Consider the following 25,389-nt stretch of genomic DNA (forward strand, 5'->3'; position numbering starts at 1 on the left):
TGAACTTGGTTCAGTGATGATTTTGAGACCCGGTGGTTCGGGAACAGTCAGAAAGTTACGGTTAGTCTAGGACAGTATAATCATCACATGAGCACTAAGTTGTTTGTCGGTAATCTTTCCTTCAACACTTTGGAAAACGACCTGCAGGACGCATTTGCGGCCCACGGCACGGTCATCGAAGCGACCATTATGACGGACCGCATGACGGGCCGTCCGCGTGGTTTCGGTTTCGTCACCATGGGTTCCCCTGAGGAAGCCGAAAAAGCCGTCCAAGCCCTGAACGGTCAGCCGCTCGACGGTCGTAACCTCACGGTTAACGTGGCCCGTCCGCGCGAAGAGCGTCCGGCTGGCGGCGGTGGCGGTCGTGGCTTCGGTGGCGGTGGCGGCAATCGTGGCGGTGGCTACGGTGGTGGCGAGCGCCGTGGCGGTGGCGGTCGTGACCGTTACTAATCCTTGGCCGTTAGCAACGGCAGTTTCCCTGGCGGGGTTCGGGTTGAACCGAACCCCGCTTTTTCTTTTTTATGGCTGCGCTTCCCATGGTCTGTGGCGTTGCTGTCGAACACAGACCCTATCTCAGTACACGAAAGTGAATCTAAAGCATGAACAGCAAAGAGCAGCATATCGAAGTAGAAGGCAGCATCACCAACGTTTTGGCGGGAACGATGTTCAAGGTGGAACTCGACAACAAGCATATGGTGCTGGCCACCATTTGTGGCAAGATGCGCAAGCGGTGGGTCCGTCTTACGGTGGGTGACCGGGTCCGCATGGAGATGTCTCCCTATGATTTGAGCAAGGGCCGCATCACTTGGCGTTTGCGGTGAGTGTGCGCTTTCTTTGACTCGGGTAGAGCGGGGACTTGTCCGGTGAGCTGAATCCCGGCATATTTGCTGGAAAGCATGATGCGCCGGACTTTGTTGTCGTTGTTGCTACTGATGCTGCCAATGGCTGTTTTAGGACAGACAGAGGCGGTGACCTATCAGGACTTTGACCGGCCGCCTCATGATTACTGGAACAAGCCGCTGAAGGACCGGTTCACTCGGTTAAAGCAGGATTTGGAAACAGGGCGTCTGCCGCTGGACCGCAGCAGTGAGAAGGCTTTTCTGCAAAGCCTGTTGAAGGCGCTGCACGTGCCGGCCTCTTCCCAGATGCTGCTCTTCTCCACGACAAGCCTGCAGCTCGGACTGATCAATCCGGGCAATCCGCGGGCAATCTATTTCAGCGAGGACATCTATCTGGGTTACATCCCGGGCGGAAAGATCGAGGTGATCTCACTGGATCCCGAGCTGGGCGGCATCTTTTACATCTTCAACGTTCCGCGTGATCAACAGCCGATCAAGGTGGAGCGGGCCACCCGGTGTATGAATTGCCACGCAGACGAGGAGACACGCCAGGTGCCGGGGCTGGTGGTCAAATCAGTGGTGCCGGGGCCGGGCGGTGGAAGTCTCACGGCTTATCGCATCGCGCAGAACGGGCACCAGATCCCGTTCAGTGAACGTTTCGGTGGCTGGTATGTGACGGGCCAGAATGGTTTCACGAATCATTGGGGCAATGTAACCGGACGTCTCTCGCCGCAAGGTCTGGCGACATTTCCGGTCGAGCCGGGCAAGAGTTTCAACTACGACAAGTATTTGATCGCAAGCAGCGACATCCTGCCGCAGTTGCTGCACGAGCATCAGGCGGGTTTTGTGAATCGCGTGCTGGAGGCGAATTACCGCGCGCGCACGGGCCTTTTTTTGGGGAATGGAAAGTTATCCGAGGATGCCGTGAAGGAGCTGGACGCTCAGGCGAACGAGGTTGTGCGCTATATGCTCTTCGCGGATGAGGCGGCACTGCCAGCAGGGGGGATCGCTGGTGAGGCTGATTTCAAAAAGGATTTCGGTAATCAAGCCAGGAAAGCCGGCGGCATTTCGCTGCGGGATTTTGATCTGAATTCACGACTGTTCAAATACCGGTGCAGCTACATGATCTACAGCCCGGTGTTCCAAGGGTTGGTGCCTGAGATGAAGCAGCGCATCTATCAGCGATTGGAGAAGGCATTGAGCCCAGGAGCGGGGGATAAAGATTATGCCTACCTTCCCGATGCGGAGAAGCAGGCCATCCGTCAGATATTGAAACAGACCGTGAGCGATCTTTCCCGCTCGTGGTGAAAACAAAACGCCCGCACCGTGAAGTGCGGGCGTTCTTGAGAATCAATTAAGATTACTTGGCGGCGTTGGTTTTTTCACCAGCCTTGTTCCAGCCGGAGATGCCGGCGGAGAGATGCTTCACGTTCTTGTAGCCGAGCTTCTCAGCTTCCGTGGCAGCTGCCTTGTAGGCATTGCACTTGGGGCCACCGCAGTAAGCGACGATCAAAGCGTTCTTGTCCTTCGGCAGGGCAGAGGCCAGTTCACCTTTCTTGGCCGAATAGTCGATCGCGCCCGGGATGTGACCCTTCTTGTAGGAGTCAGCACCATTCACGTCGATGACCGTGACTTGCTTGGCTTCGATTTTAGATTTCAGCTCTGTGATGCTGATGTCTTGGAATTCACCGGCATAGGCGCTAACGGCGAACACTGCGGCAGCGGCGAGGGCGAGGATCTTCTTCATGCTTGGTTCTTTTGGTTTTTGTTTGTTTGTCTGCCTCGCGAGGAGGCAATTCCGGAAATCACCACTCATCTGGCACTCCGGCAGGCTCTTCAGCCTGCAAGTGTGAAGGCTACAGACGACGGTTTATTCCCTATGGATTTGTCTATTAGATAGCTGAACTGTGCATTTTGTTCAAGTTTCGTTATTGTGAACTTTGAGCGGCTCAAATCTTTACCTTGAATTCATCATCCTGTTTGAGTGACAGGCAGAACGCAGTCATCAGTTCTGGGATTTGTTGTAAGTCCTTGAGGTTCACCATCTCAACGGGGGAGTGCATGTAACGGTTTGGCAGGCTGATCAGGGCGCTGGGGATGCCTCCACGAGTCCAGAAAATGACGTCTGTATCCGTGCCGCTGCTGGCGGAAACGGCCTCATGCTGGAGCTTGATTTTCTGTTTCGCGGCGACTTTTTCGAGGTGGGCGACTACTTCTGGATGGTTCGGTCCACCATGGGTGATGGCTGGGCCTTGACCGAGTTTAATATCGCCATGGGTGATCTGGCTGACGGTTGGGTAATCCGTCGCATGTGTCACATCCACTACGATGGCCACATCCGGCTTTAGTGTGTAAGCGATCTGACGCGCTCCTAGCAGACCGATCTCCTCCATGATGTTCGAGACGGCGAGCACCTCGCATTTCAACTTGTTCCGTGAGCCGTGAAGCATGCGCATCGTTTCCGCCACGGCAAAGGTGCCGATGCGGTTATCGAACGCACGGGCGATGGCGAGATCATTGCGCAACAGTTCGAACTCATCGTTCAACGTGATGGCATCACCGATCTGGACCAGCTTTTCCGCCGCCTTCTTGCTATCCACACCGATGTCGATGAACAGGTCATCAATCTTCGGCATCTTACGTTCGCCGTCCGACTTGGTGAGGTGTGGGGCGACATTGCCGACGACGCCTTTTACCGGGCCGTTCTTGGAATGGATCGTCAGGCGTTGTGCCTTGGTGATGGCCGGGTCCACGCCGCCGATACGTCGCACGTAAATGAAACCGTCTTTGCTGATGAAGTTCACCACCATGCCGATCTCATCTGCATGCGCGGCGAGCATGACGCGCGGACCGCCACCGCGATTCAGCACGGCCACACAATTGCCATAAGCGTCGGAGAAGGTTTCATCTGCGAACTCTTTCACATAATTGAGCCAGACGCGTTGTCCACGGGCTTCATGGCCGGATGGGCTGGGAGTGTTGACCAACGTTTTTAGAAATTCCAATGAGGCTTCACGCATGCAGGGAATTTGCGTGGTTTCCGACCAGTGAGGCAATGAAGAAATAGAAGGCTGAGACTGCTTACGCCAATGTCCCATCCAGCGTATCCCGCACCAGGCGCGCCAGTTTGTGCGGCTGATACGGTTTTTGCAGGAACGCGATATCTGGACGCAACGGCGCATCCTTACTGAACACATTCGCACTGTAGCCGCTCGTATAGATCACCTTGAGTGCGGGTTCCTCAGCGAGAAGTCTTTCGGCCAGGTCATGGCCGGTCATGCCTTCGGGCATCATCATGTCCGTCAGCAGCAGTTTGATTTTGTAGCGATGCTGTTTCCACACTTCCAACGCTGCTGGTCCATGTTCCGCTTCAAACACTGTGTAACCGTAATGCTCGAGAATGCTGCGAACGAGGAAGCGTACGGCGTTTTCATCTTCAACTAGCAAGATGGTTTCTGTGCCGCCGACTGCAGTGCGTTGCAGGAAATCGGTGTCACTACCTGCGGCGGGTTTGACACTGGTGGGCAGGTAAATGTCAAACGTGGTGCCTTCATTCACCACGCTGTTCACGCGTATCCAACCTTGATGCTGTTGCACGATGCCATAAACGGTCGCCAAACCGAGGCCTGTGCCGGTGCCCACGTCTTTCGTCGTGAAGAACGGTTCGAAAACACGAGGCAAATTCTCGACCGGAATTCCGCATCCTGTATCGGTCACGCTGATGCGGACATGAAGCCCTTTCTTCGCATCCGGGTTTGTGCGAAGGTAGTTTTCGTCCAGTTCTTCTGTGGTTGTGCGAACGGTGAGTCGTCCGCCTTTGGGCATGGCATCGCGCGAATTGACCGTGAGATTTACCAACACCTGTTCGAGCATGCCGCCGTCCGCATTCACAAACGGCATCTGGTTTTTTAGATCTAGATCCAGCTTGATGTTTTCGCCCAGCAAACGATGCAGCATGCGCGTGAGATTCGTGATGACATCGTTCACGTCCAAATTCTTCAACTGCATCACCTGCTTGCGACTAAAGGTGAGCAACTGGCGTGTCAGCTTGGCGGCGCGTTCGGCTGCTTGATCGATTTCTTTGGCGGTATCGATCGTGTGCTGGGGCAATCGGCGGTCGATCAACAGCATGGAGGCGTGACCTTGGATGACCGTGAGCAGGTTGTTGAAATCGTGTGCCATGCCGCCTGCGAGCTGGCCGATGGATTCCATTTTTTGCGACTGACGCAATTGCGCTTCCAGCAACATGCGCTGCGAGATGTCCGCTGCGTAACAATGCACTACCTGACTAGAGTGGATGGGAAAGAATGACCACGAGATGGTGCGTTGGCCGTAGGGCACTTCGAGTCGCCAACGCGGAAGCCCCGTCTCCAGGCACTTCTTCACGATCTCCTTGGTTTGCACTGGCAAGATGTTCACTGCTTGCGGCTGACCGAGAGATTGCGCCATCTGGTTGGCCGCGTCATTGCAGTAGCTCAGTTCACCTGTAGGAGAAAATTCAAAGACGGGATTCGGATTGTAGCGGGGAAAGGCAGCCAGTTTCTGGATTGAGGTTTCGGCTTCCTTCTGTGTGGTGATGTCGCGCACCACACCGATCATCCGCAGCGCCTGGCCTTGCTCATCGCGATCTACGTCGCCTTGCTGATGCACCCAGCGCACGATGCCATCTGGGCGGATGATGCGATGGATGATGTCATAGGGGCGGCCATCGTTCATGGAGGCTTGCGCGGCGGCATTTACCGCATCGAGATCGTCGGGGTGCACGTGCTTGAAGAAAGTGGGCACGCGTCCGTCAAATTCTTCCGGCTTAAAACCAAAGATGCGGCACGCTTCATCCGACCAGATCAGGCCGCCATCAGATGATGGATCGGAGACCCAACTGCCTACCTGACCAACAGCTTGCGCTTTCTGAAGGAAATACTGGCTCTCGCGCAAGGCTTGTTCAGAACGCTTGCGCTCGGAACTGTCAGAGAACAAACCCAGCAGATGAAGCTCACCTTCGTAATCAAATGGGACAAAGCGGCAGGAGAGCCAGAGTTCCGTACCGAAGGAAGTGTGGATGAAGGCTTCGATCTGTTGTTCCTGACCTGTGGCCAGGGCTTTTTCCGCCGCTTCCAGCATGCCGTTCTTTTTCCATGATTCGAGCTGGCGGAAATTCTGGTGAGAAAGTTGCTCGACGGTTCCACCCGTCATCTCGGCGATGGCGCGATTTGCAGAGACAGCTTCGCCAGTGGACTTGTAGGTGACGATGCCGACGGGTGAGGCCTTCAGCATGGTTTCATTGAAACGCAATGCCGCTTCGGCCCGTTCGCGGTCGCTCGGGGCAGAACTGCTCTGGGCGGAAATGCCGCCAGGCAATGATGGATGAGAACTCATCAGAAGAGCAGGCCGGGGGAATTTGGCACTACCCTTGGGCCATTACAATAGGCTTCTATGTCAGAAGCTCAACACGAAAGATTTGTCTGATGTGGCACTGCAAAATCAGGATGGCCAAAAGAAGAGGGCTCTCCTATAAATCTGCGCGTTCCCGCAATCAACCCGTTCCTGCTAAGGATGAATTTGAGTTCAGGACAAACCGTGGGTGCTGGACGCTATCAGCTTGTGCGCGAGCTGGGGCGCGGAGGAATGGGTGTTGTCTGGCTCGCCAAGGATTTGCGGCTGGGTGAGGAGGTGGCACTCAAGTTTCTGCCGACCGCCATCGCCCATGATTCTACTGCGCTGGACGATATGCGCCGGGAAACACTCAAGAGCCGTCGTCTTTCGCATCCCAACATAATACGCATCTATGATCTGGATGAGACTCCGGGCGAAGCACCTTTTATCGCCATGGAGTACATCTCAGGGATTACCTTGGCGGAACTGAAGTCGCGACAGCCGCAGCGTCTGTTTTCTTGGGGAGAGATCAAACCTTTGGTCAGGCAATTGTGTGACGCCTTGGAGTATGCCCATCGCCAGAAGGTGGTGCATCGCGATCTGAAGCCCGGCAATTTCATGGTGGATGAGCAGGGCGTCTTGAAGCTGGCGGATTTTGGATTGGCGGCCACGGTGGCGGAGTCCATGACTCGTCTGAGCCGTGATCTGGGCAGCAGCGGCACACCAGTTTACATGAGTCCGCAGCAGATGCAGAGCCAGGCACCCAAGGTGGCTGACGATATTTACGCATTAGGCGCGACGCTCTATGAGTTGCTTACGAGCAAGCCGCCTTTCTACGCGGGTGATATTTACCGCCAGGTGGTGGAAGTTCCAGCGGTTCCTTTAGCGGAACGGCTTGCTGACTTGGAACTGACGAACGAGATACCCGGTGACGTGTCTGCTCTGGTCATGGCATGTCTGGCTAAAGAGCCTGCACAACGTCCGCCCAGCGCATTGGCAGTCGCGCAATGGATCGGCTTGGAAAGCCAGCCGGAAGAATTTGTGATAGCGGGAGGTTCTGCCCCAACTGATTCGGTGAATGATGATGTCTTAAATGACGATGCGGCTGCCCCGGTGAAAACTAAGAGCGGGAAAATGATCGGGGTTGTTGCTGTCGTCGTAGTTATTGTTGTCTTGCTGGCCGTAGGGTTGGTGAACCGAGATAAGGATGGAGATGCTGCGGCAGTGGCTGCTAAGTCGGCGACGGCAGAGCAACCGCCCATCACAAACACGCCAAAAGTAACGACCTCCAGTTTGGTAGCGACCAATGCCCCGGTGACTCAGACAATCTTACCCTTCCTCGGCAAGGCCAGCGCGGCCACGGAACTCGATGAGACTTTTCAATGCGCGGAAGTGGAGCCGGTTGAGAGCTTGCCCCATCGGCATGTGCGGAAGATAGCGGTGCAGCCGGATGGCAAAATTCTGATTGGCGGATTGTTTGGCAAGGTTGGCGGCAAACCGGCAAACGGACTGGCACGCCTGCTGCCCGATGGTTCGGTGGACCCGGATTTCAAATATAATCTCGGCCAAAGTCAGGTGAGCCAGATCGGTGTTTTGCCGGATGGAAAAATCATGATCGCGGGGAACCGCATCTTGGGCATCGAGAAGAACCAGCCCAAGTTGGAAGCCATCAATTATCTGGTGCGACTGCGGGCGGATGGGAGCCATGATACCACCTTCGATATCAATTTGGGCAAATACAATGGCATCAACGGAATGGTGATCGATGCCGCCGGGCGCACGGTGATCGCGGGCGGCGGCTTTGGTGGCCCTTCCGGCAATCCTCTGCCAGCCTTGCTGCGTTTGGATAGTCGGGGCCGCTATGATGCGAGCTTTAACTCAGCCGTTCCTTCGATCCGGAAGGATTTATGGATCGGCGTTTACCCACCCTTGCTCCGCAAGGACGGCCGGATCGTGAGCGGCATCTCCATGGCGCTTGAAGATAAGAGCATCCAGCATGGGTTCTTCGAAGTGAATGCCGATGGTAGCGCTGGAAAGGTGCGCAATCTGCGAGTCGCTGATGACTGGATAAACGGATTGGCAGAACAGCCGGATGGAAAACTGGTGGCCGTGGGAAATATCAAAACCGCTGGTGGCCAGCCCAATCCCGGCGTGGTGCGATTCAATCTGGATGGCTCAGTGGACCGGACTTTTTCTCCACCAGATTTTCTGGCTAAAGGAGCTTGGGCAAATGTGCATGCCCAATCTGACGGACGGATATTGCTGGCCGGTTTTGTGAAGCAAGGGGGTGATTATTATCATCTGGTGCGCCTGCTGCCGGATGGAAAGCTGGATCCTTCGCTCTCGTATTCGAAACCGTCTGATTCGGTCTGTTACGAGATCCAATTCCAGCCGGATGGGAAAGTTTTACTGGGGGGACAGTTCGGGACTTACTACGGCCAACGCACGGGACCGGTGGTGCGGCTCAAATACGATTTGCCAAAAACGACTGCAACTGGCAGATGAACTTTGCTGTTTCAGCTCTTTCCCTATTTCAACTTTTTTAACGAACGCATGGCCTGCTTACTTTCCTCTTCCTCATCAAAGGCCAGATAGGCGACAAACTTCCGTCCGATGGTGGCTGCTGAGAACCCGCGAAGATTGATGCCTGTCGTTGCAAGGGCCTGCGTCAGTTTCTGGCCCAAGCCGGCTTTGTCGATGCCTTCGACTCTGAGGGCGTGAAGGGCTTCCGTGGGCACGAAGCCCGCTTTATCGGCCGCTCTGGATTGCTTGGCACCTTTCACCGGGGCGATGAATACCACGCCATGTCCGGGCATCTCGGGGGCTCGTCGGGCGAGGATGAATTCGAGATGAGCACCGCTGCCGTTGAGCGCGGTCAATTTCTCTGCCAAGCCAGCGGGACGATCCTCGATGCTGGTGGCCCAAACCGAAGTTCTTTGAATCTTTAAGCTCATAGACTTCTCCGGGGTTTCGCTGAGTGGAACTATCGTCAATTTACGCCTGCTTGGTTGAGCCCGTCACTATTAAATTTCAGCCCGGTTTCCCTTGAATGACCAATGACGAAATTCGAATGACAAAGGAATGAACAATGACGAATGCCCAATGCAACCGGCCTTTACACCATGAGTGAGGCGCTTTAGTCTCACCGCGTCGTTACAAAGTGAACCGTAAGAGCCGTGTTTGCGGGCATGAAAGAGTTTCTGGAAATAGCACTGCAGGGGAAGGAGGCGGGAAGTTCTTATTCTTCGCTGATCGCCACGGCATTGCTGCTGGTGCTGGTCGGCTGGGCAGTGGCGAGCATCGCATTCTTCATCGTGCGCCGATTGGTGCAGGGGTTGAATGATTTCATTGTTTCCCGCTTTGGGACGCAGGGTTCAGGGGGCAGGAAACTGCAGAATACGGCGCTCAAGGTCATTCCCCGGATCGTTTACTGGTTCCTCATCGTTTTCTTCGTCGCGTTGGCCACGGAAGTGTTGGGTCTGCCGGTCTTCAGTTCGTGGCTGGCGCGGGTGATGAGTTTTCTGCCGCAGTTCCTCACTTCCGTCATCATTCTCTTTGGTGGTTTGTGGTGTGGCATTTTCCTGAGAGACATGGTCACGCGGATGGCGGCTACGGCCAAGATGCCTTATGCGGAGGTCTTAGGGCGCATTTGCCAGTTCAGCGTGGTCATCGTTTCGGTAGTCGTGGCCGTGGGACAGCTCGGCATCAATCTTTCTTTCCTTACCACCATCAGCGCGGTGTTGCTCGCGGGACCATTGCTCGCGGGTGCATTGGCCTTCGGTCTGGGAGCGCAGACGATGGTGCGGAACATCCTCGCGTGCCATTATACGCAGAAGCTTTATCGCGTGGGCAATGTCATCGAGATCGATGGCGTGCGCGGGACTATCGTGAAGATCACGGGGACATTCATCGTGATCGAGACGCATGATGGGCAGGTGGCGATACCGGCGCAGGAATTCACGGAGAAGCGTTCCATGCTGGTGAATAAAACGAACGGCAAATGAGCAGCCTTGAAGACATCGGCCAGTTGTTCGCACGGCGTCATCCGCACGATGCCGCGCGTGTGCTCGAAACGATGGAGCCTGCGAGTGCCGCTGGCTGGCTGGGGGATGTGCCGCCGGATGTCGCTGCACGCGTGGCGCGCCGGTTGTCGCCTCTGGTCGGTCGTGAAAGCCTGAAAGCGCTTCCTCCCGAAAAACGGGCGCAGATACTGGCTGAATTTCTTCCGCACCTCGGGGCTGCTGTTCTGCGTCGTCTGCCAGAAGCGGAACGCGCAAAATCGCTTCAGCAAATGTCAGCGGAGAAACGTCGCGGGCTGGAACTGATCCTGAATTATCCGGAAGGTACGGTGGGTTCGCTGATGAACCCGAGTTATCTGGCGTTGCCGGATGACTTGAGCATCGGTGAGGCGATCAAGCGCATCCAGCGCGAGACGGATGATTTTTCTTTTTACGTGTTTGTGGTGAATCGTGGTCAGGTGCTCGTTGGTGTGGTGAGCATCCGCGATCTGCTGGCGCAACCTTTGGACAAGCCTTTGTCCGCTGTGATGCGTGCGCTGAATTTCCGCCTCTCGGCTCTGACGGATTATCGCTCTGTGCTTAGTAATCCTGATTTGCGTCGTTTCAACGCCTTGCCGGTGACGAGTGAAGATGGTCACTACCTCGGCGCAGTGACGGAAGAGACATTGACGGAGCTGGCAGATGAAGAAGCGGCAGTGGGGCGTGAAACGGGCGGTTCTGCCGGGGCTGCCTTGGGCGAACTTTATCGCGTAGGTTTGTTCGGCCTGTTGCACAGCATCGAGCCGCCGCCGGAAAGAAAGACGGCCGCAGGTGATAAAACGGAGGAGGGCACATGAACCCATTATCTCCCCGTCAGGTCAGCGGTGAGTTGGTGCAGAAGTTCGTGCAGCTTTTCCCAGAGGAAGCGGCGAAGGAAGTGGAGCGGCTGAATGTCGATGAAGCATTGGATATCGTGGTCCAGCTTGAAGCATCCAGCGCGGCCGGTTTGCTGGATGCCTTGTTGCCCGAGTTTTCCTCACGAGTTCTGGATGCCTTGCCGCTGGATACGGTGACCAAATTGGTTTTGCGCATGGACCCCGTTCGCGCGGCCATGGCGATGCTGCGGTTATCCGCTGAGAAGCAGCAGCAAATATTGCAATCACTGCCGCCGATGGTCACGGAGGAGATGCGCGAATTGATGGTTTATCCGGCTGATTCCGCTGGTGGCCTGATGGACCCGCGCGTGATGAGCTTCCGTAAAACGACGCTTGCAGGTGAAGCGCTCGATGCGATTCGTGCTTCACGACAGGCGAAAATTTATGACGTCTATCTCGTGGACGATCAGGGGATCTTGAACGGGTGTACGGCGTTGCAAGACATCGCGCTCGCCGATCAGAAAACGCCTTTGGGCGAACTCGCTCGCAAAGTTCCCGGCAGCGTGCCTGCTGTGGAGCCTGCGGCAGAAGTCGTGCGTCTCTTTGAGGAGAAGAAGCTCTCCAGCGTGCCGATTGTGGACTTTGAAGGGAAGTTGCTAGGCGTGGTTCGATACGATGTGTTGCTGAGTGCGGCGCAAGAGGAAGCGGTGGAAGACCTGCAATCCATGGTGGGTGTGAGCCCGGATGAGCGTGCTTTATCTTCACCGTTCTTCGCGGTGAAGAAACGTCTGCCTTGGTTGCAAATCAACTTGGCGACGGCGTTCCTCGCAGCGGCTGTGGTGGGTTTGTTCGAGGAAACGATTGCGCAAGTGACGGCATTGGCGGTCTTGTTACCAGTGGTTGCCGGTCAGTCCGGTAACACGGGTGCGCAGGCTTTGGCGGTGGCCATTCGTGGGCTGACTTTGAAAGAGATACGTATCAGCCAATGGCTCTTGCTGGTGCGGAAGGAGAGCATCTCGGGTTTCATCAATGGCATCGCGGTGGGCATCGTCACCGGTCTGGGCGTGTGGGTGTGGAGCAAATCGTTCGGCCTGGTAATGGTCATCACGTGCGCGATGGTGATGTCCATGACCATCGCCAGCATCTCCGGTGCGTTGGTGCCGCTGATACTGAAAGCGTGCAAGCAAGATCCGGCTCAATCTTCCTCCATCATCCTGACAACGGTGACGGATGTGATGGGTTTCTTCAGCTTCCTTGGTTTGGCGAAACTCTTCATGCACCTGCTGCCGAAAGATCCGCCACCGAAACCAGAAGCGATGCTGGATATCGTGAACTGGTTTATCGGGTGAAGAAATTCCGGCCCCCCTCACCCCGGCCCTCTCCCCTCCGAGGGGCGAGGGTGCTAAGCATCAGTCGTTTTTCCCCGCTTTTCCCATATTGATGTTCACGACGGAAAACAGATCTCTAAATGAAAATTCAACCGTGCAGGCGGTTGAATGATGATGGAGTGAAGTTCAGCTCTCGTGCGTTTCCGTCCTGACTTGTCTCCATGCTATGAAGGGATGGAGAGAGCGAGCCCAAGAGCAGGGCGGCAGCAACGCTAGCTTACTTGACCGCTCCAAAGAAACGGAAGGTGTAGTAAATCACCATGACTTCCAGCGCGATAAAGAGCCCGAAGCAGACCAACTCAACCACACTCGCCTTGAATTCGTTTAATTTAGCTTTCATAGCAAGTCCTAGAGTTAGCAAAGCCCGTGCCAAGCTTGTCCTTGAAAGTGTCCTGTTGAAAAATGATAGTTCTGTAAGCGGTCTAAATACAGGCCTTTGCAGAACTTGCCAGTGTCCACCGCCAAGACAAAATCGGCTCAGGCTTGCTTAGGTTGAGCCTTTTAACGCCAAATAGAGCCATGTCTGGAACGCACCGGTGCTGGGCGGAAATCGATTTATCAGCCTTACGCGAGAACCTCGCGTGGCTCCGCCATGCGGCCGGACCGGACCAGCGGATCATCACGGTGGTGAAGGCAGATGCCTACGGTCACGGGCTGAAACAGATCGCCGCACTTTTGATGCAGAGCGGCACGGATGTCTTTGGTGTTGCGAATCTTAGCGAAGCTCGCGCCATCCGCAGTGTGGGCAAAGGATGGCCGATTTTGATGCTGGGAGCCTGCCTCCCGGATGAGGTGGATGCGGCGGTAAAAGACCAAGTGATGCCGACTATTTCTTCACTGGAAGAGGCCCAACGCTTCTCGGAAGCCGGGGCCAAGCATCGCCGCACTGTCGAGGTGCATCTGAAAGTGGACACGGGCATGGGACGGTTAGGTGCCAAGCCGGAGGAAGCTGTTGCTTTGGCCCAGCAGATCGCTCAACTGCCTCAGCTAAATTTGCGCGGAATCTTTTCTCATTACGCTTCGGCGGAGGATGACGCGAGGAGTTCGTGTCAACAGCGCGAGCGTTTTGTGTCCATCGTGAACCAAATTGGGACACTCGGGCTTAAGCCCGACTTCATCCATCTGCGAAACAGCGGTGGCGTGATCTTCGAACCGGATGCGGTGACTAATACCATTCGGCCGGGGCTTTTGGTGTATGGGGTGATTCCCACGGGCAAGCGGAAGATGCCTGCTGATCTCGCTTCAAAACTTCGCCCGGCGCTGGCGTGGAAATGTCGGGTGAGTTTTGTGAAGTCCGTGGAGAAGGGACAAAAGCTCAGTTACGGCGGAACGTTTACGGCGATGAAGCGGATGAAGGTGGCGACGATCTCTGCCGGTTATGGTGATGGTTATCTGCGCTCGGGAAGTGATCGTGCGAAGGTGCTGATCGGTGGGAAGCTTTGTCCGGTGTTGGGTCGCATCACGATGGATCAGATGCTGGTGGATGTCTCGCGGGTGAAGAATGTGGCGGCGGGTGATGAGGTGGTGTTGATCGGCAAGCAGGATGGGAAAGAGATTTCTGCAGGGCAGGTGGCGGAATGGTTGGGGACGATTCCGTGGGAGGTGCTGACGAGTATCACATATCGGGTGGGGCGGGTGTATCGTGGGGGGTATGCGTCGTGACCGGTTGCACCGGCGAGCCTATAGGGAAAACATTGAACAGCGAGAGCTTGAAAAAACGAAGGGCAGGGACTGCGGTTACGCGGACGGCACTTTAGAGAAATCCACCACAGACAGGCCGGACAAACGGGCAAACGCGGCCTGGTCAGAGTCCCCGGTCCAGAATTCATCCGCGCCAAAGTGAACGGCGGAGGCCACATGGAGCACATCCATGCCGCCGCACACAATATCCCGGCCATGACGGGCGGAAAGGAGTCCGGCTTGTTGGATTACGGCCAACCAGTTTTCCCGTGAGCCCATGAAAAATCGCTCAGCGGCCAGTAAAGCCCGCCACGCCATCTCCCCGTCCTCATCCTGACGCCTCGCATTCAAGATGTGTCGGGCTTCAAATCTCAGCCAAGGCGGATAAATGATCAACGGACGGAGGCGTTTATGCTTCCGGTTCACCTGCTCAAAGAAAATGTCCCCCGGATGGCACAGGGAAAAGATGATGGAAGTATCAGCGTAAACGTGCATACAGGTTACGCTTCTTGCGGAGGGCGATCACGGGCGATTCCTTCATTTTTTCCGACGGCTTCATGCGTGCGGCCCGTTCACGGACTTCCGCCAAAGCTTCATCGATGGTGGCCGGGCCAGCATCGTCCAAAGCGGAGAGGGCTTGCCGGACGACCTCGCTTTTCGTGACGCCCAAAGCCCGTGCGCGCGCCTTGACCTTGGATTCCAGTTCGTCATCCAGTTTTACTGAGAGCGTCGTCATACCAAAAAGGTCTTACAGCAGGTTGGGATTGTCAACGGCGGACGGTGGCCAGCATGGCGAAGTGGCTGGGGACGATCCCGTGGGAGGTGTTGACGAGTATCACGTATCGGGTGGGGCGGGTGTATCGTGGGGGGTATGCGGCGTGACCGGTTGCACCGGCGGGCCAATTATGGGGGAGCTGGTTTAACCGCAGATAGGCGCAGATGCGGAGGGGCTTCCGGCGTCGCGATGCGACGCGGGGCATTTTGCGGCGGCAATGAAACCCGTGGCTAAGGATCTTACCTCGCTAATGCGAGGGGGAGGCGCTAGAGGAGGAGTGACGCAACTCCTTTGGAGTAGAGGATTTTGAAGCGCTTACCCAGGGTAGGTCTGCTCTCAGAATCGCAGACCAACCGCTGGGCTAATTGACGCAATCCCTTTGGGATAGGGACGGGGCGCTGACGAATGGGATTGTGGTTCAGCGTTTCACGGCGCCGCTGACTGGTTTGGTGCGGGGGGAGTTGGTGTAGTCAGTGGCTTGGAGATATTTCGGATCGGCGTGGTGGAAGGGGGCTGAGGCGGTGGGGGTGGCGTCGTGTTTGGTGCCGTCCCAGGTGAGGCTGATGAAGTCTTCGAGGCCGCGGCCGGGGTTGGTGCCTTGCTTGGGGCCGGAGCCGAGGATGATGTTGCCGGTGATGGTGACGCCGGTGCTGCCGTTGGGAAAGTTGAGGGCATTTTTATCGCGGGAGTAGAGGATGTTGTTCGCGAGAATCATGCCTTCGCGGCCATTCCATGAGCTGCCGTGGAAGGCGGTGCCGGTATTGATGATGGTGTTGTGGAGGACTTGCAGATTCAGCGTTTTGCCCTGGTGATCGGTGCTGGCGAAGCCGGAGCCTTTGGCGCTGATGAGGATGTTGTTCCGCACGATGGCTTCGCCTTGCACTTGCATGGTGTGATCGGCACTGCGGCGGCAGAGGTTGCGCTCGATGATGTTCACGGGTTTCCCCGCAGTGCCATAGACGGTGATGCAGGGATATTGGGTGTCATGCACATCGTTCTCGGCGATGAGGTTGCCCCAAGAGCCTTGCTTCACTTCGATGCCGTCGCCTTGGGAGCCTTGGCAATCGTGGATGTGATTCTGGGCGATGACGCTCTCGCTCATGATGAATTGGGCGTTGTTCCCTCCAAGGTACATGCCTTCGCCATGACCGCCGCCGTGGTGGATATGATTTCGGGTGAGGTAAAGGCGATGGGTGTTCGCACTGTTCGCGCTCAGTAAGACGCCGCCGGTGTGGTGGATGTGGCATTGATCAATCCACACATTCTGGCATTGGCCTAGGCGCAGGCCGTGACTGCCGCCGGTGATCTCGACGCCGCGCAGGCAAAGGTATTGCACGGGGCCGCCCTGGCCGATGTTGACGACGTTTTGTTTCTCATCGGGGCGGGTGAAAATCACTTTGGCATCTGGGGCGGCGACGATCCAGATGGGGGCTGTCGCTGTTCCGCTGACGCGGATATCCCAGAGGCGATTGACGTTGTAGGTGCCTGCGGCGAGGACGAGCTGGTCGCCGGGTTGCAAGGCGGCGACGGCTTTGACGAGGGCTTCGCCATCGACGGTGGTGTGCTGGATGACGCGCTTGGGTGCGATGTTGGACCAGTCGGGGGCGTAGCGGATGTCGGCGGCGGGTGAGGTGACGATGCTGAAGAAAAGGAAAGTGATGAGTAGGGTGTGGAGGCGGTTCATGGCTCGGGTGAGCAGAGGGTTGCCCGCGAAACTCGCGATGCAAAGAAAAAAGGGGGAGAGGTGGGGAGGTTTTCAACCGAATGGGGTCAACCGAATGGGGAGGAGAAATGGGATTGCGGGTGGGAGGTTTTTGGGCGAGAGCGGACTGATCGTGCTTAGGCGAGTTGCTGCGGGTCGGAGCCCCGCGCTCCGTGGGGGGCGGATGTTTCTGGTTTTGAGTTTCGCGGTGGGAAAATGCGAGTTACGAGAGGGGGGATTTTTGGAAGTTCTTGGCGGTAAAACAGTTCGGATTTGGTGATAAATTTTAGCGAAAAGTGATGGCGGAATTGAGGTTTTTATGGGATTACTTTTAGTGCTGGCAGCTCGCTGCTGGTAAAGGACGGGAAAACGGTGGTTGGGCTCTTTCGGAGCATCAGGCAGCCACAGTGAAAATCCCAGAGTCATCAACATATGATGGAGCATTGTGTACGCGTGTGAAGTTGTGTGCCTGCGTTGGCGGGGAGGTGACAGTCCTTATGGAGCCATTAAGGACGAGATGAGAAGAGGGAAAGCTCTCTTAGCGTTGAGTCTGCTGTTTCAAACTTGGTGGTGCAGTTGCGAAAAGAGTTACGGCGGAGCGGCAGCTCCGCCCTACCGGGTTTGGGAGAGGATCTGTGGGTGTATCGGGTGTTGGATCGGGGCTCGTAAGCTGGAGGGGGAAAGGGACGTCGGTGGGCGTAGGATTGTATGACCCACCGGGGAATCCTTATTACTCACTGCGGAACCAGCCGGGTCACGGACAGTGCCAGAGTCTGGCCTCCCTGTGAGGAGGAGCCATAGGCCAGATACATTTGCAGGGGTCAGATGGTTTCATTGCTCTTTGACATAGTTCCGTAGCCATCCAAGGGATGGAGTTGGAAAGTTTTCAGTGTTCAGTTTTCAGCCGGTTACACCGGTGGCCAAAACGAGGACGCGTGGAAGCTGATCACCTCTCTTTCTCTTTGGAGGTCGTGGGCGTTTTGGGTTCGAGGCGTCAAGCCGCCTCGGGCGGAAAGCTGCGTCAAGCCGCAGCACTCCAAAGTCGTTGTTCGAGGACGACGAGGACGAAGGACGAGCACGATTGTTGGCGTTGGAGTGGCTGGCGAGGGTCGGATCTGGTGGGTGTGGACTGGTGGCTAGAGTGCCGCAGGACAGGATGCCATTGAGAAGAGGGAGCATCAACCGGACGAGATGGGAAGGCGACTTCGAGGGAACAATTTATAAACCGCGAAATACACGAAATACGCGAACAGGGAGCCGCTTAAAAGCGGAACTCTTCCGAGGGGGCGTGGGTGCCGACCTGAGGGGGCAGTTCTGACACATTGAAAGTCAGTTCTGCCTTCTCACGTCGACAGTTACGTTGTCACTTGGCATCTTTCTTCTTTTTCCACTCACGCAGGATTTCTACTACGGCGGGCAAAATGGAAACGATGATGATGGCGATGACTACGAGGCCGAAGTTGTTCTTCACGATCGGCATGTTGCCGAAGAAATAACCGGCGGGCAGCAAGGTGCCCATCCAGAGCAGTGCACCGGCGACGTTGAAGGACATGAATTTCGGGTAAGTCATGCTGCCGGCACCGGCCACAAAAGGGGCGAAGGTGCGGACGATGGGCACGAAGCGGGCGATGATGATCGTCTTACCACCGTAGCGTTCGTAGAAGGAATGCGTTTTTTCCAGATACTCTTTCTTGATCAGTTTGGGAAATCTTCGCGTCAGTTTTTCTCCGGAATATTTGCCGATCCAATAATTCAACGTATCGCCCAAGATGGCGGCGATGGTGAGGCTGACGAGGAGTATCCAGATGTTGAGATTATCCGGACGCGCGGCCATGGCGCCGACGGCAAAGAGGAGGGAATCGCCGGGCAAAATGGGGGTCACCACCAAGCCTGTCTCGCAGAAGATGATGAGGAACAGGATGACGTAGATCCATGGCCCGTATTGTTGGATAAGGCCGTCCAGGTGCTTATCCAGATGCAAAACGAGATCGACAAATTTTCTCAACAATTCCATGCGCTGCGCACGGTAGGCGTTGAAAGGCGTAGGGACGAGAAAAAAGTTGATGGGTTGCAGGGGGGATGAAGATAAACGTGTGCTGGCCCAAGCCTGGCGGACAATGAGGATGGAAGGAGTTGTTCAAATGGTGATGGCGAGTCGGGTAACCCTTACTGCCGGCTGGAATCCGGCAGCACATTGAAGGAGAAAAAAGTTGGTGAAAAACAGGTGTCGCGGCACAGTGCGGGGATGCAAGCGGCGGTGCTCTACGGGAAAGAAGACGTGCGGATCGAGTCAGTGGCGGAAAAGCCATTGGCGGCGGGCGAGGTGCGAATCCGCATCGGTGCCGCGCTGACGTGTGGCACGGACCTGAAGGTGTACAAGCGCGGTTACCACGCGAAGATGATCGTGCCGCCAGCGGTCTTTGGGCATGAGTTGGCGGGGACGATTGCAGAGGTTGGGGTGGAGGTGAATGGGTGGGCGATCGGAGAACGCGTGGTGGTGGCCAATTCTGCGCCTTGCGGGAAGTGTTTCTTCTGTGGGCAGAATCAGGAAAATCTTTGTGAGGACCTCATGTTCCTGAATGGAGCGTATGCGCAATCCATCGTGGTTCCGGCGCGCTTGGTGCAAAAGAATCTGCTGCGCCTAAAATCTGCGACGTCATTCACGGACGCTGCTCTCACTGAACCGCTCGCGTGTGTGGTGCAAGGGGTGGAGGATTCCAAGCTTGCGGCGGGTCAACATGTGCTTGTGCTGGGTTCGGGGCCGATTGGGTTGATGTTCGTGGCGTTGGCGAAGCATCTGGGTTGCCGAGTCACGGTGGCGGGCAGGGGTGAGCAACGATTGGCGCTGGCGAAACGGCTGGGTGCGGAGACGGTTATCGAGGTGCCGAGGGAAGGGGACATCGTGCCGGTCGTGGAGCCCAAACTCTCAAGCAAAGCGGATGTGGTGATCGAGGCCGTGGGCAAGCCGGATGTGTGGGAGGCGAGTGTGAAGCTGGTGCGTAAAGGCGGCATGGTGAATTTCTTCGGCGGTTGTCCTTCCGGCACCAGTGTGTCGCTGGATACCACGCTCATCCATTACTCGAATCTTACCTTGCTCGCGAGTTTTCATCACACACCGCGCACGATTCGTCGAGCGCTGGAGTTCATCGAGAGTGGTGTGGTGACGGCGAAGGACTTTGTGGATGGTGAATGTGCGCTGGCTGAGTTACCGCAGTTGTTCAAGTCCATGGCGGCGGGGAATCGGGCGGTGAAGACGAAGATTGCGGTGTGATTTAAGAAGGGTCGTAAATCTCATCCCATCCGGCACGGTGTGGCCATACTTTAATGTAGGCGAGTTGCGCCTCGCGATCGGGCAAATCAGGGCGTTCTGAACCAGTGAGAAAACGCTCGGTGTAAGCAGCGTCCAAGGCTTCGATGTTCACGGTTTTATCATCCATGGTGAACACGGCACGCCAAGCGCCACAGCCGATCTCGAAGATGCCGGTGCGGCGGCGCTTGATGCGGCGCGTGCGATGCGGGGTGGGATCGTGGGAGAGCAGCTCCGTCATGCGAGGACGGAAATCGATGTTCCAATTCTGCTGCAACCACTCCGCTTGAGTCTGTGCGAGCGGGGAAAAGACGACGGTGTATTGCGGCGGGGCTTGCTGCAGGGCGTCCACTTCATCCATCCAGCCGACTTTTTCTTCGGGGAAATTATCGTAAGCGGGAATGTAAGGTTTGATGTCGAAGACCGGAGTGCCATCCACGAGATCGCACGCACCGAGAATGAGTTTGCGGCCTTCCACTCCGAGGAGTTGCACGGGCGTGATCCCTAGCGGATTTGGGCGATGCGGTGAGCGCGTGGCGAAGACACCGCGACGCTTCGATGGGCCGCGTGGCGGTAGCACTAAGGTGTTCCAGGTCTTGTTACGATGAAACCACCAGATGAGCCAGATGCGGGTGAAGCCTTCAAGGTCTTGCAGGGCTTGCTCGTAATTGCAGTCTGGTTCGAGTTCCAAAACATTGCGCTCTGGCACTTCCTCGAGCGGCTGATGGCGGGCGTGGAACTTCAACGGCTTTTCCGTGCGGATGTAGCCGATGGGTTTTAGGGTCAGATTATCAGTGTTCTCAGCCATCTGTGGAGGCAAGGGTATGGGGAAATTATGGCTGTGCCTAGAGTTTCCATAGGTGGTAGGGCCCGTTATCCTCAGCGGGCCGCGACGGAGCCGGGGGAGTTCACCAGCTTTTGACTCGGTGATGTCAGATAGTGTGATTGTGCCGAGAGAAGAACATCTTAAGCTCTCGTCGTCATTACGCCTCCTAGTTTGAGAATGTTGCAGGCTTCGGCGGCGGCCGGGTGAGGACACCCAGCCCTACCAATGGTCGCTTGACCGCTTTGATGCACCTGTTTACATCGACGCATGATTACCCGTGGCTCTTTTGGTGCGATGAAATCTTTGCTGGCTGTGTTGATTGTGGTGTTAACGGTCAATGCTGCGTCCGCGGCGGATTATTTCCCGCCGCCGGACAGTGAAGGTGGTTGGCGCACTCTGAAGGATGCGAAGGAGATTCGTGAGAAGGCGGGGATGGATCTGCCGAAGCTCGATCAGGCTTTTGATTTCACGCAACGGTGCAGCCAGAACGGTGGCTTGCTGGTGGTGCGACGTGGTTATCTGGTTTACGAGAAGTATTTCGGACGCGCGCATCGCAATGCGAATCCGGACATGGCCTCCACGGGCAAGGCTTACACGTCGATCGCGTGCGGCATCATGTTGAGTGAGTTCAAGGATAAGATTCCTCAGGGGCTGGATACCAAGGTGTTCACGGAGAAATACCTGCCTGAAGCATTGCCGCTGGATGATGCGCGGCGTGCGGAAATTTCGTTGGGGCAATTACTCTGCATGTCCGCCGGATATTGGGGCGAGGGTGGGGCACCTTCGGCGGTGGTGATGGGCAAACCGTTTTCTCTGAAGCCGGTGCCGGGGCAGAACATCAAGGATCTCGATATGTCCTCCTTGCGCGTGCCGATGTGGACGAATGCAGGTGGTGGTTACTCCTATTCTTCACCAGCGCCGCACATTGCTTCAATGGTGCTGCGTCGTGTGACGGGGATGGAACTGCAGGATTATATCAATGAACGTCTCGCCAAGCCGATGGGCTGGGGGCCTTGGGGTTATTGCCTGCAACGTGGTGATTTCAAGATGCCGCATGCGAATGGTGCGGGCAGCACAGCGGTGCATGCCACGGATGCACTGCGGTTCGGCTATTGTCTGTTGCGTAATGGCAAGTGGAATGGAAAGCAGCTTGTGCCTGCGGAATACATCGCTTTGTGCAACAAGCCTTCGAAATACAATCCGCATACGCCGTTTGCATTGCAGTTCGAGAATAACTCGGATGGTCATGTGGCAGGCGCGCCGCGGGATGCCTACTACAAATCCGGTGCGGGCGGGTTCGGTATCTTCATCGTGCCGTCGTTGGACATCGTGATCTACAAGTTGGGCGGCAAGGATAACCAATATGATCCAGCGCTGACTGGTTTGCCGCAGCCGTTCAACTACGATGGTTCACGCAATGACTGGCAGCCGATTCCGCGCACGCCTTTCCACGAAGGCAGCATGGGTGGCGATGATGGGTTGCGTCGGGTGCTGGAGATGGTGGCTGCGGCGGTGAGAGATTGAGATTATTGGAGCGTGGCTGTGTCGATAGACCAACCGCAGCAGAGGAAATGGCAGTGTATGCCTCAAGATGTTTTAGACCCTTCTTTACCGGCGACCCGCTGCGGCTGATCCCGCAAGCGGGACACAGCCGCGGTCCAAAGCAACAGCAGGCTTTAATCCCACCACTTATCAGCGTAGGTTCACCGCGTGAGCAAAAAGAGCGCGAAGATAGCGGCGATGATTGAGCAGTGGCGGGGGCAGGAGTTGGATGCCCACTACATCGGCTATTTTGAGTGCTTCAACCAGCAGCTCTACTACGAGGCGCACGATGTTTTGGAGGATCTGTGGCTCGCTGATCGGAAGGGGCCGAACTACTCCTACTATAAAGGGTTAATCCAGCTTGCCGGTGCTTTTGTGCATCTGCAGAAGGAACGGTTGAAGCCTTCCGCCGCTTTGTTTCGGTTGGCACAAAACAATCTCAGGAAGTATCCCGTCCGGCATGATCATCTGAATTTGGCAGTGGTGCAAAATTTGATTAGTGAATGGTTGGGAGAGCTGGAAAGTAACGGCTATTCGCGCAACCCCTTGCATACGTGGCAGAAGCCAAAGTTGGCTGTAGAGGTCCGATCCGCATAAAATTGGCAGTTCTGCTTGCCTCTGAGCGACATTCGATTATTGTGTCAATCACTGGCCGGAAACTGGTTGACGCCAATTTGGCTGCCAATTGACCGCTAGTTTTATTGCATGACGACTGCCTTACGCCACGACTGGACGCGGGAAGAGATCCGCGCGATTCATGATTTGCCCTTGCTGGACCTCGTGTTCCGCGCGGCAGCAGTTCATCGTGAACAGCCGGATCCGAGCGAAGTGCAGGTGTGCAAGCTCATCTCCATCAAGACCGGCGCGTGCCCAGAGGATTGCTCTTATTGCTCGCAATCATCCCGTTACCAGACTGGCGTTGAACGTCAGGATTTGATGGACAAGTGCGCCGTGCTGGACATCGCCAAGCGTGCGAAGGAAAGCGGTGTCAGTCGTGTATGCATGGGCGCTGCCTGGCGTTCTGCGAAGGAGAATGAGCAGTTCGATAAAGTTTTGGAGATGGTCCGCGAAGTGACGGACATGGGCGTGGAAGTCTGCTGCACGTTGGGCATGCTGAATGAATCGCAGGCCAAGCGCCTCGAAGAAGCGGGACTCTACGCTTACAATCACAATCTCGATACTTCGGCTTCGCATTACAAATCCGTCATCACCACGCGCACGTATCAGGACCGCTTGAACACATTGGAGAATGTGCGCAAGACGAGTGTGACGCTCTGCACGGGTGGCATCTTGGGTTTGGGCGAGACAATTACAGATCGCGTGGATCTGCTCCACACACTGTCGAGCATGCAGCCACATCCGGAATCGGTGCCGGTGAACATTCTTTCCAAAGTCCCCGGCACGCCGATGGCGGATGCGCCTGATGTGCCGTTCACGGAAACGCTGCGTATGGTTGCCACAGCGCGCATTTTGATGCCGCGCAGCATGGTGCGCCTCTCGGCGGGGCGTGCGAAGCTCTCCACGATGGAGCAGGCGTTCTGCTTCATGGCGGGTGCGAATTCGATCTTCTCTTCGGAAACCAAGAGCATGTTGACCTCCGCGGTGCCTTCACCTGATTACGATCAGGACAAGGCAATGCTGGAATTGCTCGGCCTCTCGATGCGTCCGCCGTTCAAGGGCGACAAGCATCCGCTCGGCTGCAAAGGCGCGAAAGAAGGCGGCTGTGATGATCATGAACATCATGATCACTCGCACGGACCGGAGATCGCCTGCGCGAAGTAGCAACGTGCTGCTGGCATCTTGCCAGCAGTAAAGGCGCTGAATTGCGGAAAGCCGGTTAGAAATGATCGGCCACCAGTCTTTGTTCCGACAGGACACAGCGCACGAGTGTTTTAAGGGAAATGTGTTTCATCGGTCCCGCTTGTCCTGCCGGCAAGATGCTGGCAGCACGGGGCGCAAGGCTTCGTCGCTCACTCAATTTAATCTTCCGCTTGCATGATGGGGCTTCATGAGCTTCATTCCGCTGGCAATGAGCGAAACGCCCATCCAACGGTTGCTGCTGAATAAAGGCGCTTACTTCGGTGAGACGATTGATATCGTCAAGGTGCTGGATTGCTGTCTGGCAGCGGCGGAGAAGTATGGCTGGGAGAGGGAGCAGATTCTTTGTGAGGGAGACGTTTGCTTGTGGGCGTTTCATCGGAAGGGGACAGGCGAGGGCGCCTGTCCGACTACGGCGGGCGAAGGCGCCCGCCCCACTACAGGGCGCCGCATCTACATCTCCACGGGCATGCATGGGGATGAGCCAGCTGGTCCATTGGCTGCGCTACGTCTGCTGGAGGAGAATGAATGGCCAGAGGATGCGGAGATTTGGCTGTTGCCGTGTCTGAACCCCACGGGGTTTCCGAGCAACACACGCGAGAATCGCAATAAAGTGGATCTGAACCGTGAGTATCACGGTTCGAAAGAAGCAGAGGTCATCGCGCACATCGCGTGGCTGGAGAAGCAGCCGAAGTTTGATGTGGCATTATGTCTGCATGAGGATTGGGAGAGCCACGGGTTCTACGTCTATGAACTCAATCCCGACGAGCGGCCTTCGTATTCGGAGCCAATGATTGAAGCGGTGAGCAAAGTATGTCCGATTGATCTTTCGCATGAGATCGAGGGGCGTCCAGCGCAAGGTGGTATTATACGGCCGAGCATTGATCCTGCATCACGTCCGCAATGGCCGGAGGCTTTCTATCTGCTCCAGCACAAGACGCGACTTTCCTACACGCTGGAAGCTCCATCAGATTTTCCGATCAGGCCGCGGGTGGATGCGTTAGTTGCAGGAACACGGGTGGTGCTGAATGAACAGTGATTTGGCACGATGGCGAAAATGCTTGGCGGTGGTTCATAACCATTGAGGTGAGCAGGAAGCACATTTAAGGAGAGGGTTTCGCCAGTAGGGGCGCATCTTGACACTGCCCCCATAATGAGTTGGTAACGGTTCCGATCCTGGGTGCAAAGGGGCAACCACGAACCAAAGGAACACGGATGAAGCCAGAACCCAAGCGGCCTTTGACCTTACGGGAGATCGAGCAGGAA

At 56.1% G+C, this 25,389-nt stretch carries 22 protein-coding genes and 1 pseudogene; 13 read left to right on the top strand and 10 right to left on the bottom strand.

Annotation, left to right across the window (positions count from 1 at the left end):
- Positions 1 to 87 precede the first annotated feature (87 nt).
- The 3 genes from VGH19_01675 to VGH19_01685 all read left to right on the top strand — a co-directional run bounded on the left by VGH19_01675 (position 88) and on the right by VGH19_01685 (position 2,147).
- Complete coding sequence (locus VGH19_01675) at positions 88 to 450, top strand: RNA-binding protein (protein ID HEY1170053.1); 363 nt, start codon at positions 88 to 90, stop codon at positions 448 to 450.
- A gap of 149 nt (positions 451 to 599) precedes the next feature.
- On the top strand, positions 600 to 821 hold the full coding sequence (gene infA / locus VGH19_01680; GenBank protein HEY1170054.1) for a translation initiation factor IF-1: 222 nt from the start codon (positions 600 to 602) through the stop codon (positions 819 to 821).
- A gap of 75 nt (positions 822 to 896) precedes the next feature.
- The gene (locus tag VGH19_01685) at positions 897 to 2,147 is read left to right on the top strand and encodes a hypothetical protein (GenBank protein ID HEY1170055.1); all 1,251 of its coding nucleotides are present in this window, start codon (positions 897 to 899) and stop codon (positions 2,145 to 2,147) included.
- A gap of 52 nt (positions 2,148 to 2,199) precedes the next feature.
- On the opposite strand, the gene VGH19_01690 is transcribed toward VGH19_01685, so the two are convergent.
- From VGH19_01690 to VGH19_01700, 3 genes are all read right to left on the bottom strand, one after another.
- On the bottom strand, positions 2,200 to 2,586 hold the full coding sequence (locus VGH19_01690; protein HEY1170056.1) for a rhodanese-like domain-containing protein: 387 nt from the start codon (positions 2,584 to 2,586) through the stop codon (positions 2,200 to 2,202).
- Positions 2,587 to 2,788: 202 nt separating this feature from the next.
- A complete protein-coding gene (locus VGH19_01695) occupies positions 2,789 to 3,859 on the bottom strand; it encodes a M42 family metallopeptidase (protein ID HEY1170057.1) in 1,071 nt (356 codons plus the stop codon).
- Positions 3,860 to 3,920: 61 nt separating this feature from the next.
- Entirely contained in the window at positions 3,921 to 6,215 is a 2,295-nt protein-coding gene (locus VGH19_01700; GenBank protein ID HEY1170058.1) for a PAS domain-containing protein, read from the bottom strand.
- A gap of 177 nt (positions 6,216 to 6,392) precedes the next feature.
- Here VGH19_01700 and VGH19_01705 point away from each other — a divergent pair, with 177 nt between their 5' ends.
- On the top strand, positions 6,393 to 8,717 hold the full coding sequence (locus tag VGH19_01705) for a protein kinase (GenBank protein ID HEY1170059.1): 2,325 nt from the start codon (positions 6,393 to 6,395) through the stop codon (positions 8,715 to 8,717).
- Between the two features lie 23 nt (positions 8,718 to 8,740).
- On the opposite strand, the gene VGH19_01710 is transcribed toward VGH19_01705, so the two are convergent.
- Positions 8,741 to 9,166, bottom strand: coding sequence for an amino acid-binding protein (locus tag VGH19_01710; protein ID HEY1170060.1), 426 nt, complete (start codon positions 9,164 to 9,166; stop codon positions 8,741 to 8,743).
- A gap of 234 nt (positions 9,167 to 9,400) precedes the next feature.
- On the opposite strand from VGH19_01710, the gene VGH19_01715 reads away from it, so the two are divergent.
- The 3 genes from VGH19_01715 to mgtE are packed head-to-tail and all read left to right on the top strand — an operon-like array spanning position 9,401 to position 12,434.
- The gene (locus VGH19_01715; GenBank protein ID HEY1170061.1) at positions 9,401 to 10,216 is read left to right on the top strand and encodes a mechanosensitive ion channel domain-containing protein; all 816 of its coding nucleotides are present in this window, start codon (positions 9,401 to 9,403) and stop codon (positions 10,214 to 10,216) included.
- Positions 10,213 to 11,067, top strand: coding sequence for a CBS domain-containing protein (locus VGH19_01720; protein HEY1170062.1), 855 nt, complete (start codon positions 10,213 to 10,215; stop codon positions 11,065 to 11,067). The genes VGH19_01715 and VGH19_01720 overlap by 4 nt, the downstream gene beginning before the upstream one ends.
- On the top strand, positions 11,064 to 12,434 hold the full coding sequence (mgtE, locus tag VGH19_01725; protein HEY1170063.1) for a magnesium transporter: 1,371 nt from the start codon (positions 11,064 to 11,066) through the stop codon (positions 12,432 to 12,434). The genes VGH19_01720 and mgtE overlap by 4 nt, the downstream gene beginning before the upstream one ends.
- Before the next feature lie 256 nt (positions 12,435 to 12,690).
- Here the strand turns inward: mgtE and VGH19_01730 are convergent, their stop codons facing one another.
- On the bottom strand, positions 12,691 to 12,813 hold the full coding sequence (locus tag VGH19_01730; protein ID HEY1170064.1) for a hypothetical protein: 123 nt from the start codon (positions 12,811 to 12,813) through the stop codon (positions 12,691 to 12,693).
- Positions 12,814 to 12,992: 179 nt separating this feature from the next.
- On the opposite strand from VGH19_01730, the gene alr reads away from it, so the two are divergent.
- Positions 12,993 to 14,135, top strand: a complete 1,143-nt coding sequence (gene alr / locus VGH19_01735; GenBank protein ID HEY1170065.1) for an alanine racemase — start codon at positions 12,993 to 12,995, stop codon at positions 14,133 to 14,135.
- 75 nt (positions 14,136 to 14,210) lie between these two features.
- Here the strand turns inward: alr and VGH19_01740 are convergent, their stop codons facing one another.
- From VGH19_01740 to VGH19_01755, 4 genes are all read right to left on the bottom strand, one after another.
- A complete protein-coding gene (locus VGH19_01740) occupies positions 14,211 to 14,648 on the bottom strand; it encodes a hypothetical protein (protein ID HEY1170066.1) in 438 nt (145 codons plus the stop codon).
- Complete coding sequence (locus tag VGH19_01745) at positions 14,632 to 14,889, bottom strand: ribbon-helix-helix protein, CopG family (protein HEY1170067.1); 258 nt, start codon at positions 14,887 to 14,889, stop codon at positions 14,632 to 14,634. The genes VGH19_01740 and VGH19_01745 overlap by 17 nt, the downstream gene beginning before the upstream one ends.
- A 457-nt stretch (positions 14,890 to 15,346) precedes the next feature.
- Positions 15,347 to 16,612, bottom strand: coding sequence for a right-handed parallel beta-helix repeat-containing protein (locus tag VGH19_01750; protein ID HEY1170068.1), 1,266 nt, complete (start codon positions 16,610 to 16,612; stop codon positions 15,347 to 15,349).
- Positions 16,613 to 17,993: 1,381 nt separating this feature from the next.
- Positions 17,994 to 18,644 (bottom strand): DedA family protein, encoded by a 651-nt coding sequence (locus VGH19_01755; GenBank protein HEY1170069.1) that lies wholly within the window; start codon positions 18,642 to 18,644, stop codon positions 17,994 to 17,996.
- A 210-nt stretch (positions 18,645 to 18,854) separates the two neighbouring features.
- Between VGH19_01755 and VGH19_01760 the strand changes: the two genes are divergently transcribed.
- Positions 18,855 to 19,901: a zinc-binding dehydrogenase gene (locus VGH19_01760; GenBank protein ID HEY1170070.1), complete on the top strand. Its 1,047-nt coding sequence runs from the start codon at positions 18,855 to 18,857 to the stop codon at positions 19,899 to 19,901.
- Position 19,902: 1 nt separating this feature from the next.
- Here VGH19_01760 and tsaA read toward each other — a convergent pair whose 3' ends face one another.
- Entirely contained in the window at positions 19,903 to 20,745 is an 843-nt protein-coding gene (gene tsaA, locus VGH19_01765) for a tRNA (N6-threonylcarbamoyladenosine(37)-N6)-methyltransferase TrmO (protein HEY1170071.1), read from the bottom strand.
- A 285-nt stretch (positions 20,746 to 21,030) separates the two neighbouring features.
- Between tsaA and VGH19_01770 the strand changes: the two genes are divergently transcribed.
- From VGH19_01770 to VGH19_01785, 4 genes and pseudogenes are all read left to right on the top strand, one after another.
- Positions 21,031 to 22,287 carry a serine hydrolase gene (locus VGH19_01770; GenBank protein HEY1170072.1) on the top strand — a complete coding sequence of 419 codons (1,257 nt, stop codon included), beginning with the start codon at positions 21,031 to 21,033 and terminating at the stop codon, positions 22,285 to 22,287.
- A gap of 186 nt (positions 22,288 to 22,473) precedes the next feature.
- Positions 22,474 to 22,902, top strand: coding sequence for a DUF309 domain-containing protein (locus tag VGH19_01775; protein HEY1170073.1), 429 nt, complete (start codon positions 22,474 to 22,476; stop codon positions 22,900 to 22,902).
- Positions 22,903 to 23,010: 108 nt separating this feature from the next.
- A pseudogene (bioB, locus tag VGH19_01780) lies at positions 23,011 to 23,976 on the top strand (biotin synthase BioB).
- A 358-nt stretch (positions 23,977 to 24,334) separates the two neighbouring features.
- Complete coding sequence (locus tag VGH19_01785; GenBank protein ID HEY1170074.1) at positions 24,335 to 25,162, top strand: succinylglutamate desuccinylase/aspartoacylase family protein; 828 nt, start codon at positions 24,335 to 24,337, stop codon at positions 25,160 to 25,162.
- The last annotated feature ends 227 nt before the right edge of the window (positions 25,163 to 25,389 follow it).

The organism is Verrucomicrobiia bacterium, assembly GCA_036405135.1.
Lineage (GTDB): Bacteria > Verrucomicrobiota > Verrucomicrobiia > Limisphaerales > JAEYXS01 > JAEYXS01.

Bases quoted from the DNA above. Each gene is read 5' to 3' on its own strand.
- VGH19_01675 (HEY1170053.1), top strand. From the start codon at position 88: ATGAGCACTAAGTTGTTTGTCGGTAATCTTTCCTTCAACACTTTGGAA.
- infA (HEY1170054.1), top strand. From the start codon at position 600: ATGAACAGCAAAGAGCAGCATATCGAAGTAGAAGGCAGCATCACCAAC.
- VGH19_01685 (HEY1170055.1), top strand. From the start codon at position 897: ATGATGCGCCGGACTTTGTTGTCGTTGTTGCTACTGATGCTGCCAATG.
- VGH19_01690 (HEY1170056.1), bottom strand. From the start codon at position 2,586: ATGAAGAAGATCCTCGCCCTCGCCGCTGCCGCAGTGTTCGCCGTTAGC.
- VGH19_01695 (HEY1170057.1), bottom strand. From the start codon at position 3,859: ATGCGTGAAGCCTCATTGGAATTTCTAAAAACGTTGGTCAACACTCCC.
- VGH19_01700 (HEY1170058.1), bottom strand. From the start codon at position 6,215: ATGAGTTCTCATCCATCATTGCCTGGCGGCATTTCCGCCCAGAGCAGT.
- VGH19_01705 (HEY1170059.1), top strand. From the start codon at position 6,393: ATGAATTTGAGTTCAGGACAAACCGTGGGTGCTGGACGCTATCAGCTT.
- VGH19_01710 (HEY1170060.1), bottom strand. From the start codon at position 9,166: ATGAGCTTAAAGATTCAAAGAACTTCGGTTTGGGCCACCAGCATCGAG.
- VGH19_01715 (HEY1170061.1), top strand. From the start codon at position 9,401: ATGAAAGAGTTTCTGGAAATAGCACTGCAGGGGAAGGAGGCGGGAAGT.
- VGH19_01720 (HEY1170062.1), top strand. From the start codon at position 10,213: ATGAGCAGCCTTGAAGACATCGGCCAGTTGTTCGCACGGCGTCATCCG.
- mgtE (HEY1170063.1), top strand. From the start codon at position 11,064: ATGAACCCATTATCTCCCCGTCAGGTCAGCGGTGAGTTGGTGCAGAAG.
- VGH19_01730 (HEY1170064.1), bottom strand. From the start codon at position 12,813: ATGAAAGCTAAATTAAACGAATTCAAGGCGAGTGTGGTTGAGTTGGTC.
- alr (HEY1170065.1), top strand. From the start codon at position 12,993: ATGTCTGGAACGCACCGGTGCTGGGCGGAAATCGATTTATCAGCCTTA.
- VGH19_01740 (HEY1170066.1), bottom strand. From the start codon at position 14,648: ATGCACGTTTACGCTGATACTTCCATCATCTTTTCCCTGTGCCATCCG.
- VGH19_01745 (HEY1170067.1), bottom strand. From the start codon at position 14,889: ATGACGACGCTCTCAGTAAAACTGGATGACGAACTGGAATCCAAGGTC.
- VGH19_01750 (HEY1170068.1), bottom strand. From the start codon at position 16,612: ATGAACCGCCTCCACACCCTACTCATCACTTTCCTTTTCTTCAGCATC.
- VGH19_01755 (HEY1170069.1), bottom strand. From the start codon at position 18,644: ATGGAATTGTTGAGAAAATTTGTCGATCTCGTTTTGCATCTGGATAAG.
- tsaA (HEY1170071.1), bottom strand. From the start codon at position 20,745: ATGGCTGAGAACACTGATAATCTGACCCTAAAACCCATCGGCTACATC.
- VGH19_01770 (HEY1170072.1), top strand. From the start codon at position 21,031: ATGATTACCCGTGGCTCTTTTGGTGCGATGAAATCTTTGCTGGCTGTG.
- VGH19_01785 (HEY1170074.1), top strand. From the start codon at position 24,335: ATGAGCGAAACGCCCATCCAACGGTTGCTGCTGAATAAAGGCGCTTAC.